Raw genomic sequence first — 16809 nt, 5'->3', positions numbered from 1 at the left:
CAGACGCAAACAGGGACATCCCCAGACGCTCACTCAGGGAAGTGACTGGGGTGTGTCTGCGCAGCCAACAACGCCACGGTTTGAAAGATGAAGGGTATAGTTGCGCCAACCGCCGAATTCAGTGATATCCATGGCACCCTGCAGCGCCCAGGGTTCGCAGATAAAGCCTTTTACCCGACGTCCGTCCGCCAGCAGTAGCGTGCCAATGCCCAGCGGTGCGGGGATCTCCGCCACGAACTCGCCAAAGCGTGCCAACGGGATATCCCACAGCTCGACGCGGATGGCCGCCCCCTGCTCAGCCTTAACCAACCCCGGTTTGGGCGGCTGAGTATTGGCCAGCGCGTAGAGGCGGTAGCAAGGTGCGGTGGTGGTGTGCTCTACGAAGGTCGCCGATCGCTGCGTGAGCTGGAAATTCAGGGGCATATCGCTAAGGTGCGCACCGACCACCGCCACACGCACATGCTGGCTCGATGACGCCAAAGGTTGAGAAGGAGACAACAAGCGATCTGTCGCACCAAGCGGCAGATCCTGTGCCTGCTGCCAGCGCAGGCCGAACGCTGCCAGCGCCCGGTCGTGCCAGGCAGGCGCGACCAGTGTGATTCCCGCAGGCAAACCGTCATCACGCATCGGTGCTGGCAGTGCCAGTGCGCTCAGATCGGCCAGGTTGGTGAAATTGGTGTAGGTCCCGAATTGCGAATTGAACAACACCGGTTCTTGTTCCATTTCCGCTAAGGTGCGGATGGTCGGTGAAGTCGGCACCACTAGCGCGTCGAAGGCGGCAAGCCGTTGCCCGATCTGCCGTGCCAATTCAGCACGGAGATACTCCGCTTTGTAAGCATCACAGGCGCTGTACTTCAGGCCGTTATTGACGATACCGCGAACCACCGGGTTGATGGCCTGCGGGTTAGCGCTCAGCATGGCTTCGACCGCGACGGTACGTTCCGCCACCCAGGGGCCGTAATACAGCTGCTCTGCCAGGACACGAAACGGCGTAAAATCGAGCCTTTCCAGCGTTACACCGCAGCGTTGCAACTGCACCAACGCCCGTTGAAATGCCTGCTCGGCTTGTACATCGCCGAAAAACTCAAGCTGGGCAGGCACCGCAAAACGGGGGGCAGCGGGAAGATCCGCCGGGGCGGTCTGGGGATGAGTGCAAGAGTAAGCATCGGCAGGGTCATAACCCCCCGCCAGTTCAGCCACCAGCGCGGCGTCCGCCACTGTCAGGGCAAATACCGAGACGGTGTCATTCAACCGACACGCGGGGACGACGCCACGGTTCGACAACCATCCCTTGGTGGGTTTTAGGCCAACAATATTGTTGAACCCTGCCGGCACACGCCCGGAACCCGCCGTGTCGGTACCCAGTGAGAACGGCAGCAAACCGCGAGCCACCACCGAGGCCGACCCGGAACTGGAGCCACCGCTGACATAGCGGCTATCGAAACTGTTAACCACCGCGCCATGCGGTGAGCGGGTGCCTACCAGGCCTGTAGCAAACTGATCAAGATTGGTTTTGCCGATAACAATGGCACCCGCTGCGCACAGATTGGCGACGACGGTAGCGTCAGCTGCCGCCTGATAAGCGAACTCCGGGCAGGCTGCGGTCGTCGGCCAGCCGCCAACGTCGATATTGTCTTTGACAGCAAACGGCACACCAAACAGCGGCAGGCGGCTGATATCGCCGGCAACGGCTTCAAGCTGCTGCGCCAATCGTTGGCATTGCGCCTCGCGTTGTGCCGCATCGGCAAGATACAGCCAAGCGTTATCCTCTGTCGGCAGGCTCGCAACCAATGCGGCCAACGTGTCTCGCACGCAAGCCATCCGCTCGCCAGCCGAGTGGGTGTGATAATGATGCTGCCATTCAGTAAGGGTGAAACCGCGCAGGTTAACAGACTGGGTCATTGGCTGAATTCCATCTAGTACACAAGATGGGATTCACCAGAGCAACTGGCGTGCCAATTTTTAATTGTCTGATTCCAATAAGTTATAATTGAAACTTATGGCTAAAGATTAAAAAACCTGCACCAACGACGCACAACGGGCGAGCAAAAAAGGTGCAGCAACGCTTCTATTTTAGTGTTTGTTGTGTCGCACCCTTGAGCGCGTTGTGACTCGGTTACCTGACAAGCTTGATTACATCATTTTCGACCAGATTTACCTCCGCCGCTGAAAGCTTTACACAGCCCCTGCTTATTATCGGTACCGCCATTAGGCTACCCATTCACAGGAGCTACCGATGACTATACGTAACCTCTTTCTCGCCATTCCCCTGCTGGTACTGTTTTCAACCTTTAGCTATAGCGCCGTCAAACTGAATGCGGCAGCGGATAATGGCCAAAAAACAGGCTCGGTTTCATTGTCACATCACGCCGTTTCTCCCGATCATGCCAAAAGCCAACGGGATACCCTTTGCCAAACGGCACCGGGCAAATAGCCCGGCACCTTTCTCATCGGCGTCTGAACCTCATGGGCAGGTTAATCCGCGATCCGCGCCAGCCCCACCGGGGTAATGCAATAGGTCTGTTGCTTGCCCGCAGCCCCCAACCGCACCTGTTGCATCTCATTGGTGATCACTAACCGGTTGTTCGGTTCTTCATGATGCAAGTGGATCACCTCACCGCCATAACCTGAGATCGGCAGTACGACCGAACTGGCTTGCCGTGCTTCACTGCCAATCACTTCATAGTGAAACAGGGTATTACCGTCTGCGTCGTCATAACGCATGGCGGCATACACCTCTGGGAAGTAGTGGTGCGCAATGCCGCCTTCAATGTTCACCGTTACGGTTTTTTTCACCAGATCAACCGTGGCGGTCAGGAACTGCCAATCGCTAATGCCTTTGCAAGCCAGGGTAAAGAGATTGCCCACATCACTGTCCGGGCGGGTATTGCTGGCAGAAATGCAGTCTTTATAGGTTTCCAATAGCTGTTCACGTTGGGGGCTGCCAAACGTGTTGATCGCCAGATAGATATCGTCTTTAAACACAGAGAACGGGGCATAATAGGCCTGACGGTAACTGCGCAAACGCTGCACCGCGCTCTCAAGACGCACCAATAACGCCTGTTCTGGATCGCCCATCAAGGCGTCATTTTTCAGCCCGCTTTTGGTGATAAGTAAAACGTTAGTTTTGTTTTTGCTATCAATAATGTTTGGATACGCCGGGCTTACCCGCACTCGCCCCGGTTCCTCATGATAAATTTCAATTTTGTCACCTGCGGCGAACGGCAATTCATCATGGCTCAACGTCGCTTTGGTGCCAGGAATATCCTTGCTGAAAACCACCGTATTTTGCTGATTACGCACGATAACTTTGGCGTAGGTCATATCAGGGAAATAGGAATGTGGCGTGGTGCTGGTCACGTCAATCACCACCTTGCCCTTACCGTGATCGGTGACCACGGTGGCGAAAACGGCATCCCCCAATCCCAACAGGTTGATGTCCTGCGAAACAATCGGCGAAGAGACTTTTTTAACAAAGTTAATCTCCACCGCATTGTCCCCCTGTTTCAGCACCAGATAGCCGGGAGTCGGCTGATACTTATGGTCTTTTCCGGTGGGCAAACGCAGGGTATATACGCCAATGGGTAACTCGCTCAACACCATTGTTGGGCTGTTGATCCGCGTTTTATAAGCGTAACGCGCCCCTTCCATCAGGATCAGGTCTTCGCCATAAATCTGTGCAAAATCGTCAATATTGAAATGCAGCGTCGCATTACCTTTCAGACCGGTGGCTTTCAACTGGCTTGAGTCAACCAACTGCAATGTGGAACTCAGCTTCAACTGCAATTTCACGGCCTCAAGATCTTGTGCACCGACCAATTGGCACAGCGGATAAACCGCTTTCGCGTGGCTAAAGGTGTTTCGATTGTACTGCGTCTCGGTCACATAGCCGCCGACCCATTGAATAAATGGCGTAACGTCCACCTTGTCGCCAGCCACGGCGAAACTTTCCGACAGCATATCCAGCAGAGCATGTTCGCCAGGGACAAAGCCCGTCGTATTGCAATCCTTGCGATACTGTTGATTAAAATGCGTGAACGCGTTGCGCCCGGCCTTCTCAACCATCAATACGATAAAATACAGTTTAGAACGCAGATCCCACTGATTGAGCGGTTTAGCCTGAATGACATAGTCGGTAATTTGTTTTTCAACAGAAAGGATATTGCCGTAATTATACAGCCAGCCTTCTTGGTATTTACGGTCACCCAACATCACACTTTGAAAACAGGCGGCATAAATATTGTTCCACACTTCACCGGTGGAAAAAGACTTATCGCCCATAAAGTGCCCCTGGTAGCCGTGGGCAATTTCATGCAGGCTCCCCCAGTTATTATCTTTCGCCGTCAACCAGAAGCTGCTGACTGACGGGGTACTTTCTGCCGTCCAACTGCCCCCATAATACGCCGCACCTGCTCCATTTTTATCAGCCTTGATAAAATATCTGTTTTTTATATTACGACTCGAATCTTCCTCAGCCTCAAAAGAAATGCCTGCCAGCGCATTATAAAATGTGAAGATACGTTCGTAATAGGCGATCAGGCCATCAATATTTTTTGCTTCTCCCAACGACTTCAAATCATTTTTACTGACTTTAGGGACCAAGAGCGTGGCATATTCGGAATCAACGAGCGAAAATTCGGCATCCTGCGCATCCCAACGCGCAAAAAATGCCGCTTCATTTTCACCTTTGCGGTAGACCGGTAAGGCTTTGGCCGTCTCTGGGGAGTCAAACTCCACGGCAGGCGCGCCCGCGACATAAGGCGTATCAATAAAAGGCACCGAGACGGCATTGACACGTGCCTCAACCCACTCGCTACCCACGTTGAATTCGGCCTCCGTTTTATTATCATCATTTAACAAACGCAGCTTTAGCTTCGCGGTAAATGCAGTATTAGTCTGGCGTACGCGCAACACCTGCCCCGCAGGGAGAATAATCCCCAGATGTTGACGATCGTGACCAATCCCTTTACTCATTCCCGCTGCATCTAGCCATTCCGGTCTTGGCAACGTATAAAGTGATTTTGATTGCGTGATAGTTGGCATTTTTTAATTCCTCACAATGGTTTTTCATATAACTGACCATGAGAAATTAACCGGAAATCATCGTAAGAACGAACGGCGAGGCGTGGCTGAGCCACCACACAACAAAAACAGACGTATTGTTGATAATATATCCCTGCGCTTCATTATAAATGAATAACATTAGCCTCAATAAAACCAGAGAGAGACAGTGTAAAACTGAACGTCATTTTGCGTCTTTTCTTCTGATAAGCATGACCACATCATTGCCAGACGGCCTCACGAACGTTAATTGCCCGTGGCAGCAACCCCAGAGCATAAAAACGGTCGGCGATGGCCTGCTGCTGGCGAATAATATTCAAATCCATCCGACGGGTTTGATGGCTACGACGGGCCAAAGCATGGGTGAGCGAAGACGTCGCCAACCCCAATTCAACCGATAACAGTGCCGCCGCCTCATCACGGTGGGCGTCAATATAGTGGCCCGTGTGTTCCAACGCGGCCATCAGCCCATGCAGTAGATCGGCAGAGTGCCTGACAAAGTCACGGTGCGCGAGATAAAACTGATAGTTGCTCACCCGCCCAACGCCATTGGCGATAACCCTAAGCTGGCCACCATGCTCGGCATCACTCAACAAGGGATCCCACATCATCCAGGCATCCACAGCATGATGATCGCTGGGGGTTAGCGGGTATTTAGGCGGTGCGTAGACCACCCGCACGTCTTCCAGCGTCAACCCTGCCTCATCAAGCAGTTGCAGCAAAAGATAATGGACGTTGGAGCCTTTGTTGACCGCAATCCGCTTCCCGCGCAGATCGGCCAGAGTCTGGATCGGGCTATCGTGAGCCACCAGCAATGCCACGCTTTGTGGCGCTGCGGGTTCCCAGGCAACATATAACAACGGGTTGTTGCCGGCCTGCGCAAATAACGGCGGAACCTCACCGGTGGTGCCAAAGTCGATGTCGCGGTTAGCCAGGGCATGCAGCAACTGAGGGCCGGCAGGAAACTCACTCCACAACACACTCACTCCACTGTCAGCAAACTGGGCCTCCAACGACTGGCGTGCTTTGAGGATCCCCAGGTTTCCAAATTTCTGATAGCCAATGCGCAGCTCGCGTTCATTGCTACCGGCACGCGGGCTGGGGCTTGGTCGCCCGCCTTTTGCACTACGCCTGGCCTTAATCAGACCAAGATGCCCTAAATGGGTACGCAACGTATTACGACTTATCCCCAACAGCGTCGCCGCTTGCAACTGATTGCCCTGGCTCAGTTCAAAAGCATTGCGCACCAGCGAATCCAGCACCTTCTGATAGAGAGAGCTGTCATTGCCCTCAAGCTTCTGGCGAAGAAACACATCCAGTGAATCATCACCATAAATCTGTGAACCGACGTTTTCAGCACTCAGCCTTAGCTGCTGTGGCGTAATCAGTGGCTCTTTGCTTAGCAGGACCGCATTGTGCAGAGTGTTTTCCAGCTCGCGGATATTCCCTGGCCATGAATAGTTCATTAAGGCTGTCAGTGCCTCTTCACTGAGCCGCAATTGAAGCCGCCCCAGCCGCCGTGCGTATAGCGTCAGGAAATGCTCAGCCAACAGTGGAATATCCCCGCGCCGCTGGCGTAATGGCGGCAGAGCAACCGCAGCCACATTCAGCCGATAATAGAGATCTTCACGAAAGCGGCGTTCGCGGATGGCGTTTGTCAGATCCACATGCGTGGCGGCCACGACCCGGACATTGACCTTTACCGGCCGGCGAGAGCCGACACGGGTCACCTCCCGTTCTTGCAAAACACGCAGCAGTTTTACCTGCAACGGCAGACTCAATTCACCGATTTCATCCAGCAGCAGCGTGCCGCCTTCCGCCGCCTCAAACCACCCTTGATGGCGGTCAACGGCCCCTGTAAAAGCCCCTTTCTCATGGCCAAACAGTTCCGACTCGGCAAGGCTCTCGGTCAGAGCCCCACAGTTCACCGCCAGAAAGGGGCCATCACGTCTTGAGCTGTGATGATGAAGATAACGCGCCCCCCCCTCTTTGCCCGTACCGGTTTCGCCAACGATAAGCACTGTGGCATCTGTCGGAGCCAATCGATCCAAAACATTTTGGAAGGCGATAGAAGCAGGATCGATTAACCGCGGGCCGGAGGCTTGCATGCTGGTGACCTTTAAGGAAGTTGAATGGAAACCATACCCTCAGACGCCAGGGATAACGAGGGGTGAAATACCCGCTTTGCTGCAAATGCAGCAGCAAAGGGCCAGCCACTGCTGCATTTGCAGCATAATTCCGGCCCAATAAAAAAATTAACAATCTGATAAATAAAACAAAAATAGGAATCTGTTTTTGGCATGCTTCCTGCTTATCCATTTATAACCAAGATTAAATATTCTATGAAATAAATTAAGATATCGTTATATAGGAAATGGATAATGCGCGAAGAGCTGGCGAACAACATCAACGTATTCTGGTTTTTACCCACCCACGGTGACGGCCGCTATCTGGGAACAACAGAAGGCGGAAGAGCAGTAGATTTACCTTATTTACAGCAGGTTGCGCTGGCCGCCGACAGTCTGGGCTATTACGGCGTGCTGATCCCCACCGGCAAAAGCTGCGAGGATGCCTGGCTGGTCGCTGCCGCACTCGCCCCTCTAACCAAACGCCTACGCTATCTGGTCGCCGTGCGCCCTGGGTTGCAACCCCCGAGCCTGGCCGCACGCATGGCCGCCACGCTGGATCGCCTTTCAGAAGGCCGTCTGTTGATCAATGTGGTCACCGGCGGCGATCCCGTGGAGAACAAAGGCGATGGCATCTTCCTGAGCCACACCGAACGTTATCAGGTTACCCGTGAGTTTTTGTCGGTTTACTCCCGCCTGCTAAAGGGAGAAAAAGTCGATTTCCAGGGTGAGCATCTGCGGGTAGAAGGTGCTGAGGTATTGTTCCCACCGGTGCAAGAAAACGGGCCGCCGCTGTTTTTTGGCGGTTCTTCTGAAGACGCACTGGAAGTCGCGGCGAACCAGATTGATACCTATCTGACCTGGGGAGAGCCGGTTGAGCAAGTGGCAGAGAAAATTGCCGTGGTCCGTCAACGGGCACAAGCGCGGGGCCGTACGCTGGAGTATGGCATTCGTCTGCACGTCATTGTACGGGAAACCGAAGAGGAAGCTTGGGCAGCGGCCGACAAACTGATTGCCCATTTGGATGATGACACCATCGCAGCCGCACAGAAAATCTTCTCACGCATGGATTCTACCGGGCAGGCCAGAATGAGTGCTCTGCACGGCGGTTCGAAAGAGAGTTTACGTATCGCGCCCAATTTGTGGGCTGGTGTAGGACTGGTAAGGGGCGGCGCTGGTACAGCACTGGTCGGTAATCCACAACAGGTTGCAGAGCGCATCCGTGAATATCAGGCATTGGGCATCACCCATTTTATTTTCTCGGGCTACCCGCATCTGGAAGAAGCGCATCGATTTGCCGAACTGGTGATGCCGCTATTACCCCTGGCAGGCAACAGCGCGAAACGTCAGCGCAGGGTCAACACCGGGCCATTTGGCGAGACCATCGGTGGCGATCGTCGTCCGGTGAAACAGTGAAACTGAGGAGCAAACTATGAGTAATGAGCCAATTAAGTTCGCCTACTGGGTACCTAACGTGTCAGGCGGGCTGGTGATCAGCCAGATCCCTCAGCGCACCCACTGGGATGCCGCCTATAACCGTAAGCTTGCACAAATTGCCGAGCACGCCGGGTTTGACTATGCCCTGACGCAGATCCGTTTTACCGCCGGTTATGGCGCCGATAACCAACATGAGTCGGTGACGTTTTCCCAAGATTTGCTGGCCGCGACCGAGAAGCTCAAGGTGATTGCCGCGCTGCTGCCAGGGCCGTGGAATCCGACGCTGGCGGCCAAGCAGATCGCGACCATCAGCCACCTGTCCAACGCGCGTATTGCGATTAATGTTGTGAGTGGATGGTTCCGCGGCGAATTCAAAGCCATTGGTGAACCCTGGCTGGATCATGAAGAACGCTATCTGCGTTCTGAGGAGTTTATCCGTTGCCTGCAGGGCATCTGGCAGGAAGAGAGCTTCACCTTTGCCGGCGACTTTTACCGCTTTCGCGACTATTCATTGAAACCGAAACCGCTTGACCCACAACCGGAAATTTTCCAGGGTGGTAGCTCAAGAGCCGCGCGCGATATGGCGGCACGGGTCTCTGACTGGTATTTTACCAATGGCAATACGCCAGAGGCTATCCGCCTGCAGGTCGAGGATATTCAGCTCAAGGCCGCAGAAAACCACCACAAGGTGAGGATCGGCGTGAATGGGTTTGTTATTGCCCGCCAAACTGAGCAGGAAGCACACAGCGTACTGCGCGACATCCTGGATCATGCCAATCCCGAAGCGGTGAAAGGCTTTCAATCCGAGGTTAAAAATGCCGGTAGCGCCTCGCCAGAGGGAGAAGGTAACTGGGCTAAATCAACGCTGGAGGATCTGGTGCAGTATAACGATGGATTCAAAACCAACCTGATTGGCACACCACAGCAAATAGCAGAACGGATCATCGAACTGAAACAGTCGGGTGTAGATCTGATGCTACTGGGGTTTTTGCACTTCCAGGAAGAGGTGGCGTTCTTTGGCCGTGAAGTGATCCCGCTGGTGCGTGAGTTGGAGCGCCAACAGCATCCGGTGCCCAGTCATGGCTGATCGACACATCGTTATCATCGGTGGCGGTTTTAGCGGTACCGCGCTGGCGATCCATCTGGTGCGCCAGGGGACGGCCGGGCTAAAGGTGGTGATTATTGAGCCTCGCGCCCAGTTGGCACAGGGGGTTGCTTACGGCACCCGCGATCCGGCACACCGCATCAACGTCCCCGCCGCGCGCATGCAGCTTTCCGCCGAGGAAGAAGGCGATTTCGATCGCTGGTTCCGTGCTTCTGAGGCCTTCACGCAGGATGTAAAGGCGCTCAGACCGGACGGCAGCGTCTATCCGCAGCGGGGGCAGTTTGGCCGTTACATCGCCGAAAAGCTGGCCAGTGCGCTAACCCGCTCTGCGGTAGAGATCGTCCACGTCCAGGAGTACGCGGTGGCATTGCGTCATGGTGTCGTGCTGACGGCTTCCGGGAATACCTATCCTGCGGATGACGTGGTGCTGGCCATCAGCCACCCACCACCTGCCGTACCGAAACAGCTTCAACAGGCGCTGAAAGATCATCCAGGATTGATCGCCAATCCGTGGTTGACGGAAGCCCTGGCGGAGGTGAAAGACAATGACCGGGTCGCGATCATCGGCACCGGTTTGACCATGTCCGATGTGGTTGCCTCGCTGCATCGGCAGGGGCATCGTGGACCGATTCTGGCTTTCGCACGCCGCGGTCAGCTCCCCCGTCCAAACCTGAGCGGTGACTATGCCGCTCGCCAACTTGATTACCGGCGTCCGCAAGCAGCGACGGCCCGTGGGTGGTTGCGACGAGTCCGGCAGGAAGTCATGCTGGCCAATGCAGACCATCAGCCCTGGCAATTGGTGCTGGATGACATTCGCCTTAACGGTCAGCAGATTTGGCAGCAGTGGTCACTGCAAGAGCAACGGCGTTTTCTGCGCCATCTGCGCCCATGGTGGGACGTGCATCGTTATCGCATCGCGCCACAGGTCAGCGATGTGCTGACAGACATGCAGCAAAAAGGGCAACTCGAGGTGCTGGCCGCCAACCTAAAACACGTCTCCGTGGATAACGCTGCCCTTGCCCTGACCCTAAAAGCGCGTGGCCATGCAACAACACAAACGCGCGTGGTGGATAAGCTGATTGTCACAACCGGCCCGGCGCACGGCGCGCTGTTGCAAAGTGATGCTTTGCTAAAGCAGCTCACCACTGAAGGGGTCATCCAGCCCGATCCGCTGGCATTAGGCATTTGGGTCGATGCCTGCTCCCGGCCGATTAACCGCCAGCATCAGAGCAACGATCGTCTTTACGTCGTCGGCCCCGCCGCCCGTGGCCGTTTCGGTGAGCTGATGGGGTTACCCCAAGTGGCACAACATGCACAAGCGCTGGCGCAGCAGTTGCTGGGGGTGTCTACAGCGCCCCCCACCGCCCCTGACTAGCCTGTTATAAGGGGAAAATGTCTGACGCTTTCCCCGAATGACCCGTACAGAAATAGAAACAGGATTAATAACGGTGAAGGATCAAGGGACACGCGCTTTCGCCGCATTTCAGTGCCGTTTTCTACGTGATATCACTGCCACTTGCACATATTTTTTTGGATAATAGGTCTCACGCCAAGAGGTGTTATATTTATGTTTCAATTAAAAACGGAAAGTTAAAAACATTGCCAGAATCAGAATATGATTAATCGTTAAAGTTTTATCTCAGCCTGCCGAAAACAAACAGCACTTTCCGCGGCAAAAGAACGCTATTTTCTGCACTGACATTAAATTGAAATTTTCAGGTTGTGCTATGTTTGAACGATTAAAAATCTCCCACGGATTAATGGGAATTTTAACCCTATTCTGTATTATTCAGATATTTTCCGGCGTGTGGAGCATTCTGGATGCTTCAGGTACAAATAATCGCCTTACGCAAATATCTTCTGGCTTTAATCAAATTATGGCAATGGATAATGTCTACGCATCCGTTACCGAGATCCGCGAAGAGGTGCTTAAAGACGCACTGATGCTCAGTATGCAACCGCAAAACAGCAATGCAAAAAAATCCCTTGGCCAACTGCGTCAACGTCTTACAGACGTTGATAAACTGATGGAGCAGTTTTATCAGCTCCCCCTTTCTGACCAGAGCGATCGCGAGCGGACCAAAAACGTAAAGACACTGTATGACAAAGCGCGCGACGATCTGCTTCAATTAATTATCAGTCTGGAAGCCGGTGATCTCACCCGTTTCCAGTCCGTTATGCACAATAGCTCGGCGACGCACTTTATGTCCGCACTTGACGATACGTCTGCCTACGTGGCCAACGATATTATTACGCCGGCAGCTGCGGCGGCACAGGCCAGCTACCGCCAAATGGTGCCTTTATCGCTTACGTTTATTTTAATTTTTATTCTGCTGACCGGGGCTGTATTGGTCTGGATCAGAAAATATGTACTGAACAAAATTAATCAGATTATCGATTACCAGGCCGAAATTGCACGGGGTAATTTGGCAATTAAAATCAATGCCAGTGGAAATAACGAAATTGGCACTCTGATGCAGGGTCTTGTCAATATGCGTAACGAGCTGGCAAATACGGTCAGTGCCGTCCGTGCAGGAACGCAAAACATTTATACCGGTGTGCAAGAAATTGCCGCCGGTAACAACGATCTTTCAAGCCGTACTGAAGAACAGGCAAGTTCACTGGAAGAAACGGCAGCCAGCATGGAACAACTCTCTGCTACGGTGAAGAACAACGCAGAGAGTGCCGGCGCTGCCACCTCGCTAGTGAAACGCGCTTCGCAAAGTGCGGTCAATGGCGGCGAGATCACCCGTAAAATGGTGGTCACCATGAGCGATATTGCCGACAGCTCACGCAAAATTGGCGATATCACCAGCGTCATCGACGGCATCGCCTTCCAAACCAATATTTTGGCACTCAATGCGGCAGTCGAAGCGGCTCGTGCGGGTGAACAAGGCCGCGGTTTTGCCGTTGTTGCCGGCGAAGTTCGTAACCTTGCACAACGCAGTGCCCAGGCTGCCAAAGAGATTAAAACACTGATTGACACCTCCGTGCTACGCGTCGATCAAGGCAACGATCTGGTGGAGAACGTCAGTGGCGCCATGACGGAAATTGTTACTGCCATTGGTCAAGTGACAGAAACCATGCAGGAAATCTCAAATGCGTCTGAGGAGCAGAGCCGTGGAATCGCGCAAATTGCGCAGGCAGTTAACGAAATGGATAAGGTGACTCAACAGAACGCCGCGCTGGTTGAACAATCGGCATCCGCTGCCAGCGCACTGGAAGATCAAGCCAATCAATTAAACCAAACCGTGTCTCTTTTCAAACTCTCTACGCCTACCCCTTCAGTGACTCGCATTCAGCCACAGGCGATTGTCGCACCTAAGGTAAAAGCGATTGCTGAGGATAATGATGAAAATTGGAGCAGCTTTTAAGGCACTAAAGCGCATTTAAGTGTCTGTTTAAAACCACAACGCCAACAGATTGTTGGCGTTGGAATGCGGGCGCGATAGGCAGCGCCCCTGCCTTGCCTGGGGATCGGCAAGCCAGGGCAGGATTATACGCTGCGAAGGCGTTGCGCTAAGCCTTTAAGGAAGTAACGCAGCATCTGATCGCCGCACGGGCGGAAGTTTTTGGTGCCTTCTTTACGGAACAGCGCGCTCAGTTCCGGCTTGGAGATGCGGAAATCAACGGCGGTAAAGATCTCATGCATGTCGGTATCTTTCAACTCAAACGCCACGCGCAGCTTTTTCAACACCAAATTGTTGGTAATCGGCAGTTCAACCTCCGGCGCAGGGAATTTGTCATCTTTACCGCGCTTGAAGTACACCAGACCGTTCAGGAAATGCGCCATGACGTCGTCCGGGCAGTTTTCAAAACCGGGCTCACCTTCCTTGATGACGTAAGCACCCATCGCCGAGACAGCAACGTCGAAATTATCCAATTTGATAATCTCAACCATTTTCGCGTCGTTAATACTCAGCATGTAGCGCACGCTGCGCAGCACGTCATTGTTGATCATAGAATTGCCTTTAGCTTGTAAACCGGAAGAACTGCGCGCAGTGTGAAATGAAAATACACCTATACCCAAAATAATTGGAGTTGCATCGCGGCGGCAAGTTTGTAAGTCCCCAGGAGCATAGATAACTATGTGACTGGGGCGCACAAATGCAGCCACAAAGAGGCAGCTTCAAGTATGACGGGTAGCGCCGCACAGTTGAATATGTGCGGCAGTATAGGGATCAGAGCGGGGTTTCTCAATCGATTTGGCTTTTTTGCTGATACAGCGGAATATCTTCGCCAATGATGTATTTATTACGCAGAATCGAGGACACTTTATCCATAATCATCACCACGACCACCAGGATCAAGGTGATGAACATCACGACATCCCAGTTCCACAAGCGCATGTTCTCCGCATACACCAGACCAATACCCCCTGCCCCAACGAACCCCAGTACCGCTGCGGAGCGGGTATTGGATTCAATCTGATACAGGCTGAGCGCCAGGAAAGTGGGAAACGACTGGGTAAAGATACCGTAACGGTGTTTCTGCAGACCGTTGGCACCGACTGCCGTCAGGCCCCGGCTTGGGGATTTCTCCACAGCTTCATGGCCTTCAGCATACAGCTTGCCGAGTAACCCAACGTCCTGCATCACGATCGCGAGCACCCCGGCCAACGGCCCCATGCCGACGGCGCGTACAAAAATCAGCCCCCAAATTGCCATGTCGATACCGCGCAGAATATCCAGCAGACGACGTACCACCACGGAGAGCGGCCGCAGCAATGGCGTCGACATCACGTTACGCGCAGCAAAGAACGACAGCGGCAAGGCTATCAATGACGCGGTAATCGTCCCGGCGAACACAATGCCGATAGTGATGAAGATTTGCTGGAAATAGTACATAAACGGCCAATTAACAAAATCATGCCAAACGAACATACGCATAAAGTAGCGGCCGAGCTGTTGGCAACCGTTAATAAACTGCGGCCAGGAGATCCCAAAAAACTGGAAGAAAAATAGATAATACAAAACGATAGCCGCAGCGATGATACCAACAGTACGCAGGTAACGGCGTTGCTGTGAGAAAATCTCTGGGTGTTCTTGTTTGAGTGTCTGCAGCTTTTCAGCCGAGATGCTTGGTGCTGACATCATTTTTTCCCCTCCACGACCCGTTTGCGTAGCTCACCGGAGGCGTAATCCAGCAACGAAACCACCACGATAATCAGCAACAGCGTCATACTGACCTGGTCATAGCGATCGAGTTTGATATTGGTCATCAGTTCCTGACCGATGCCGCCCGCCCCCACGAGTCCAAGAATGGTCGACTGACGGAAGTTAACCTCCAGCCGCATAAAACTGTAAGACAGGAATACCGGCTTCACCTGTGGCCACATGCCGAAACGCATGCGTTGCAGCGGCGTCGCGCCGCAGGCTGCCAGACCGCGTACGGGTTTGTTGGATGCCGTTTCAATCGACTCATAAAACAGTTTGGTCAGGCTACCGATAGTATGCAGCGCCAAAGCCAAAAAGCCCGGAATGGCACCGATGCCGAAGGCCATGACAAACATAACCGCCCAGGCTAATTCTGGCATGGTGCGCAAAAATGCCACCAGCGTACGGATCGCCATGCGCAACGTTGCTGGGCTATGGGTGTTATTGGCCGCCAGAAATGCCAATACGCCGGCCACCAGTACGGAAAGGATGGTCGCCGCCAGTGCCAGTTGCAACGTTTCCCAAATCAGCGGCAATTGGATGTTCAGTCGATAGCCCCAGTAGGCAAATGACCCTTCGGTATGGCTATCGGCAAACAGCGACGACCAATGCAATGTTGGAATAGTTTCTGCCAGGTAATCAAAGAAATGAGGGATAGACACCCAGACGGTGTGCAAATTGAACTCGGCGATATTGCCGGCACCCAGATAGAGCACCACCAGACCGAGCGACCAGATCAACGTCTCGCGTTTTTGTTTACTGCGGACTTGCTGGTAATAGTGCGCAAAATCTTTATTCAAAATATACCCTTCATCTTTCAAATCGCAGGGGTGTTGACTGCCTTCACTCACCCCAGTCACTTGGTGAGGCCAAGCTCCTGAGGCCTCACTCAGTTGCCGCCTACCTGCGATGTGAAATCTATTGGGTATTGGCTTCCGACGTGAGTTATTCAACGGGGTTCAGACAGGCCGAACCCCGGCAGTATTAACGGTCGCCTTTAGTCAGCTCACGCTTCATATCGATGATGTTCTGGTATTCCGCCAGCGTGGTGTCGCCGATGTGTTGTTTGCCGCCCATCGCTTTGATAAAGCACTGGTGGTCGTCTTTATCCAGCTTCTTGATCGCAGTGACAACTTTGGCTTTGAATTCAGCCGGCAGCGCGTTGCTGACCAGGATCGGGCCATTGGGGATCAACGGCGACTGCCAGATAATCCGGATCTGTTTCATCAGGTCTGGATGATCCATACGGATCATGCGAGTGAATGCACCGCTGGTGTAACCGGTGTTGTAGTCGCCGATCATCGACGCCCAGGTCACTGCGCCTTCGAACTGACCATTCAACACACCGAGAACGTCTTGCTCATGGCCGCCAGAGAAGGTGACGCTAGAGAACGTGTTGTTGTATTTGTTGTCGACCGTGCCGCCGAACAGTTTCTTGAATTCCTGGTTTGGGATCAGGAAGCCGGACGTGGAATCCGGATCGGCGAACCCCACCGCCTTACCTTTCAGGTCTTCCAGTTTTTTATACGGGCTGCCCGCTTTAACGATCACAACCGAGTGGTAACCGCGTGACTGATCAACGTCATCAACCGCGATGCCGACAATGTCCACCGCTTTCGGATCTTTGATATACACCGACGCAAATGACGACGGTGACATGCTCAGCACCAGGTCAATCTTGCCGCCCAGCAGGCCCTGAATCACACCGGAATAGTCAGAAGAGTTGCGCAGCTTGGTATCCACGTTCAGTTCCTTATCCAGGAACTGCTTCACGCATTGGTTATCACCGATCTGCTGAGTGGCGTTTTGCCCGCCGAGAATCCCCAGGTTCAGTACTTTAGGGGCGTCCGCTGCCGTCGCATTAAAGACCATCATCGCGCCGGCCATCAGGGTGGTCAGACTCAATACTTTTTTCATTACGATG

The 16809-nt window shown here is 53.4% G+C and carries 12 protein-coding genes; 5 read left to right on the top strand and 7 right to left on the bottom strand.

What is annotated here, in order from left to right:
- Nucleotides 1-33: 33 nt before the first annotated feature.
- Nucleotides 34-1902 carry an allophanate hydrolase gene (gene atzF / locus JOE25_RS00620; protein WP_209632290.1) on the bottom strand — a complete coding sequence of 623 codons (1869 nt, stop codon included), beginning with the start codon at nucleotides 1900-1902 and terminating at the stop codon, nucleotides 34-36.
- Between the two features lie 334 nt (nucleotides 1903-2236).
- Between atzF and JOE25_RS00615 the strand changes: the two genes are divergently transcribed.
- Complete coding sequence (locus JOE25_RS00615) at nucleotides 2237-2434, top strand: hypothetical protein (RefSeq protein ID WP_209632289.1); 198 nt, start codon at nucleotides 2237-2239, stop codon at nucleotides 2432-2434.
- Nucleotides 2435-2475: 41 nt separating this feature from the next.
- Here JOE25_RS00615 and JOE25_RS00610 read toward each other — a convergent pair whose 3' ends face one another.
- Together JOE25_RS00610 and JOE25_RS00605 are read right to left on the bottom strand one after the other, a co-directional pair.
- On the bottom strand, nucleotides 2476-5043 hold the full coding sequence (locus tag JOE25_RS00610) for a putative mucin/carbohydrate-binding domain-containing protein (RefSeq protein WP_209632288.1): 2568 nt from the start codon (nucleotides 5041-5043) through the stop codon (nucleotides 2476-2478).
- Between the two features lie 239 nt (nucleotides 5044-5282).
- On the bottom strand, nucleotides 5283-7169 hold the full coding sequence (locus JOE25_RS00605; RefSeq protein WP_209632287.1) for a sigma-54-dependent Fis family transcriptional regulator: 1887 nt from the start codon (nucleotides 7167-7169) through the stop codon (nucleotides 5283-5285).
- Between the two features lie 273 nt (nucleotides 7170-7442).
- On the opposite strand from JOE25_RS00605, the gene ssuD reads away from it, so the two are divergent.
- From ssuD to JOE25_RS00585, 4 genes are all read left to right on the top strand, one after another.
- Nucleotides 7443-8603: an FMNH2-dependent alkanesulfonate monooxygenase gene (gene ssuD / locus JOE25_RS00600; RefSeq protein ID WP_209632286.1), complete on the top strand. Its 1161-nt coding sequence runs from the start codon at nucleotides 7443-7445 to the stop codon at nucleotides 8601-8603.
- A gap of 16 nt (nucleotides 8604-8619) precedes the next feature.
- The gene (gene sfnG / locus JOE25_RS00595; RefSeq protein ID WP_209632285.1) at nucleotides 8620-9711 is read left to right on the top strand and encodes a dimethylsulfone monooxygenase SfnG; all 1092 of its coding nucleotides are present in this window, start codon (nucleotides 8620-8622) and stop codon (nucleotides 9709-9711) included.
- Complete coding sequence (locus JOE25_RS00590) at nucleotides 9704-11104, top strand: FAD/NAD(P)-binding protein (protein WP_209632284.1); 1401 nt, start codon at nucleotides 9704-9706, stop codon at nucleotides 11102-11104. The genes sfnG and JOE25_RS00590 overlap by 8 nt, the downstream gene beginning before the upstream one ends.
- 352 nt (nucleotides 11105-11456) lie before the next feature.
- The gene (locus JOE25_RS00585) at nucleotides 11457-13103 is read left to right on the top strand and encodes a methyl-accepting chemotaxis protein (protein WP_209632283.1); all 1647 of its coding nucleotides are present in this window, start codon (nucleotides 11457-11459) and stop codon (nucleotides 13101-13103) included.
- A gap of 122 nt (nucleotides 13104-13225) precedes the next feature.
- Here JOE25_RS00585 and JOE25_RS00580 read toward each other — a convergent pair whose 3' ends face one another.
- From JOE25_RS00580 to phnD, 4 genes are all read right to left on the bottom strand, one after another.
- Complete coding sequence (locus JOE25_RS00580) at nucleotides 13226-13690, bottom strand: DUF1456 family protein (RefSeq protein WP_209632282.1); 465 nt, start codon at nucleotides 13688-13690, stop codon at nucleotides 13226-13228.
- 235 nt (nucleotides 13691-13925) lie between these two features.
- Nucleotides 13926-14825, bottom strand: coding sequence for a phosphonate ABC transporter, permease protein PhnE (gene phnE / locus JOE25_RS00575; RefSeq protein WP_209632281.1), 900 nt, complete (start codon nucleotides 14823-14825; stop codon nucleotides 13926-13928).
- Nucleotides 14822-15685, bottom strand: a complete 864-nt coding sequence (gene phnE / locus JOE25_RS00570; protein WP_209634123.1) for a phosphonate ABC transporter, permease protein PhnE — start codon at nucleotides 15683-15685, stop codon at nucleotides 14822-14824. Before phnE (JOE25_RS00570) ends, phnE (JOE25_RS00575) begins: the two co-directional genes overlap by 4 nt.
- A gap of 184 nt (nucleotides 15686-15869) precedes the next feature.
- Nucleotides 15870-16802, bottom strand: coding sequence for a phosphonate ABC transporter substrate-binding protein (phnD, locus tag JOE25_RS00565; RefSeq protein ID WP_209632280.1), 933 nt, complete (start codon nucleotides 16800-16802; stop codon nucleotides 15870-15872).
- Nucleotides 16803-16809: the final 7 nt, after the last annotated feature.

The sequence above is a fragment of the Serratia sp. PL17 genome (assembly GCF_017832355.1).
In the GTDB taxonomy this organism is placed as follows: domain Bacteria; phylum Pseudomonadota; class Gammaproteobacteria; order Enterobacterales; family Enterobacteriaceae; genus Serratia.
Note: the sequence above shows the minus strand (reverse complement) of the source record. Positions and strands in the feature narration are given on the sequence as shown.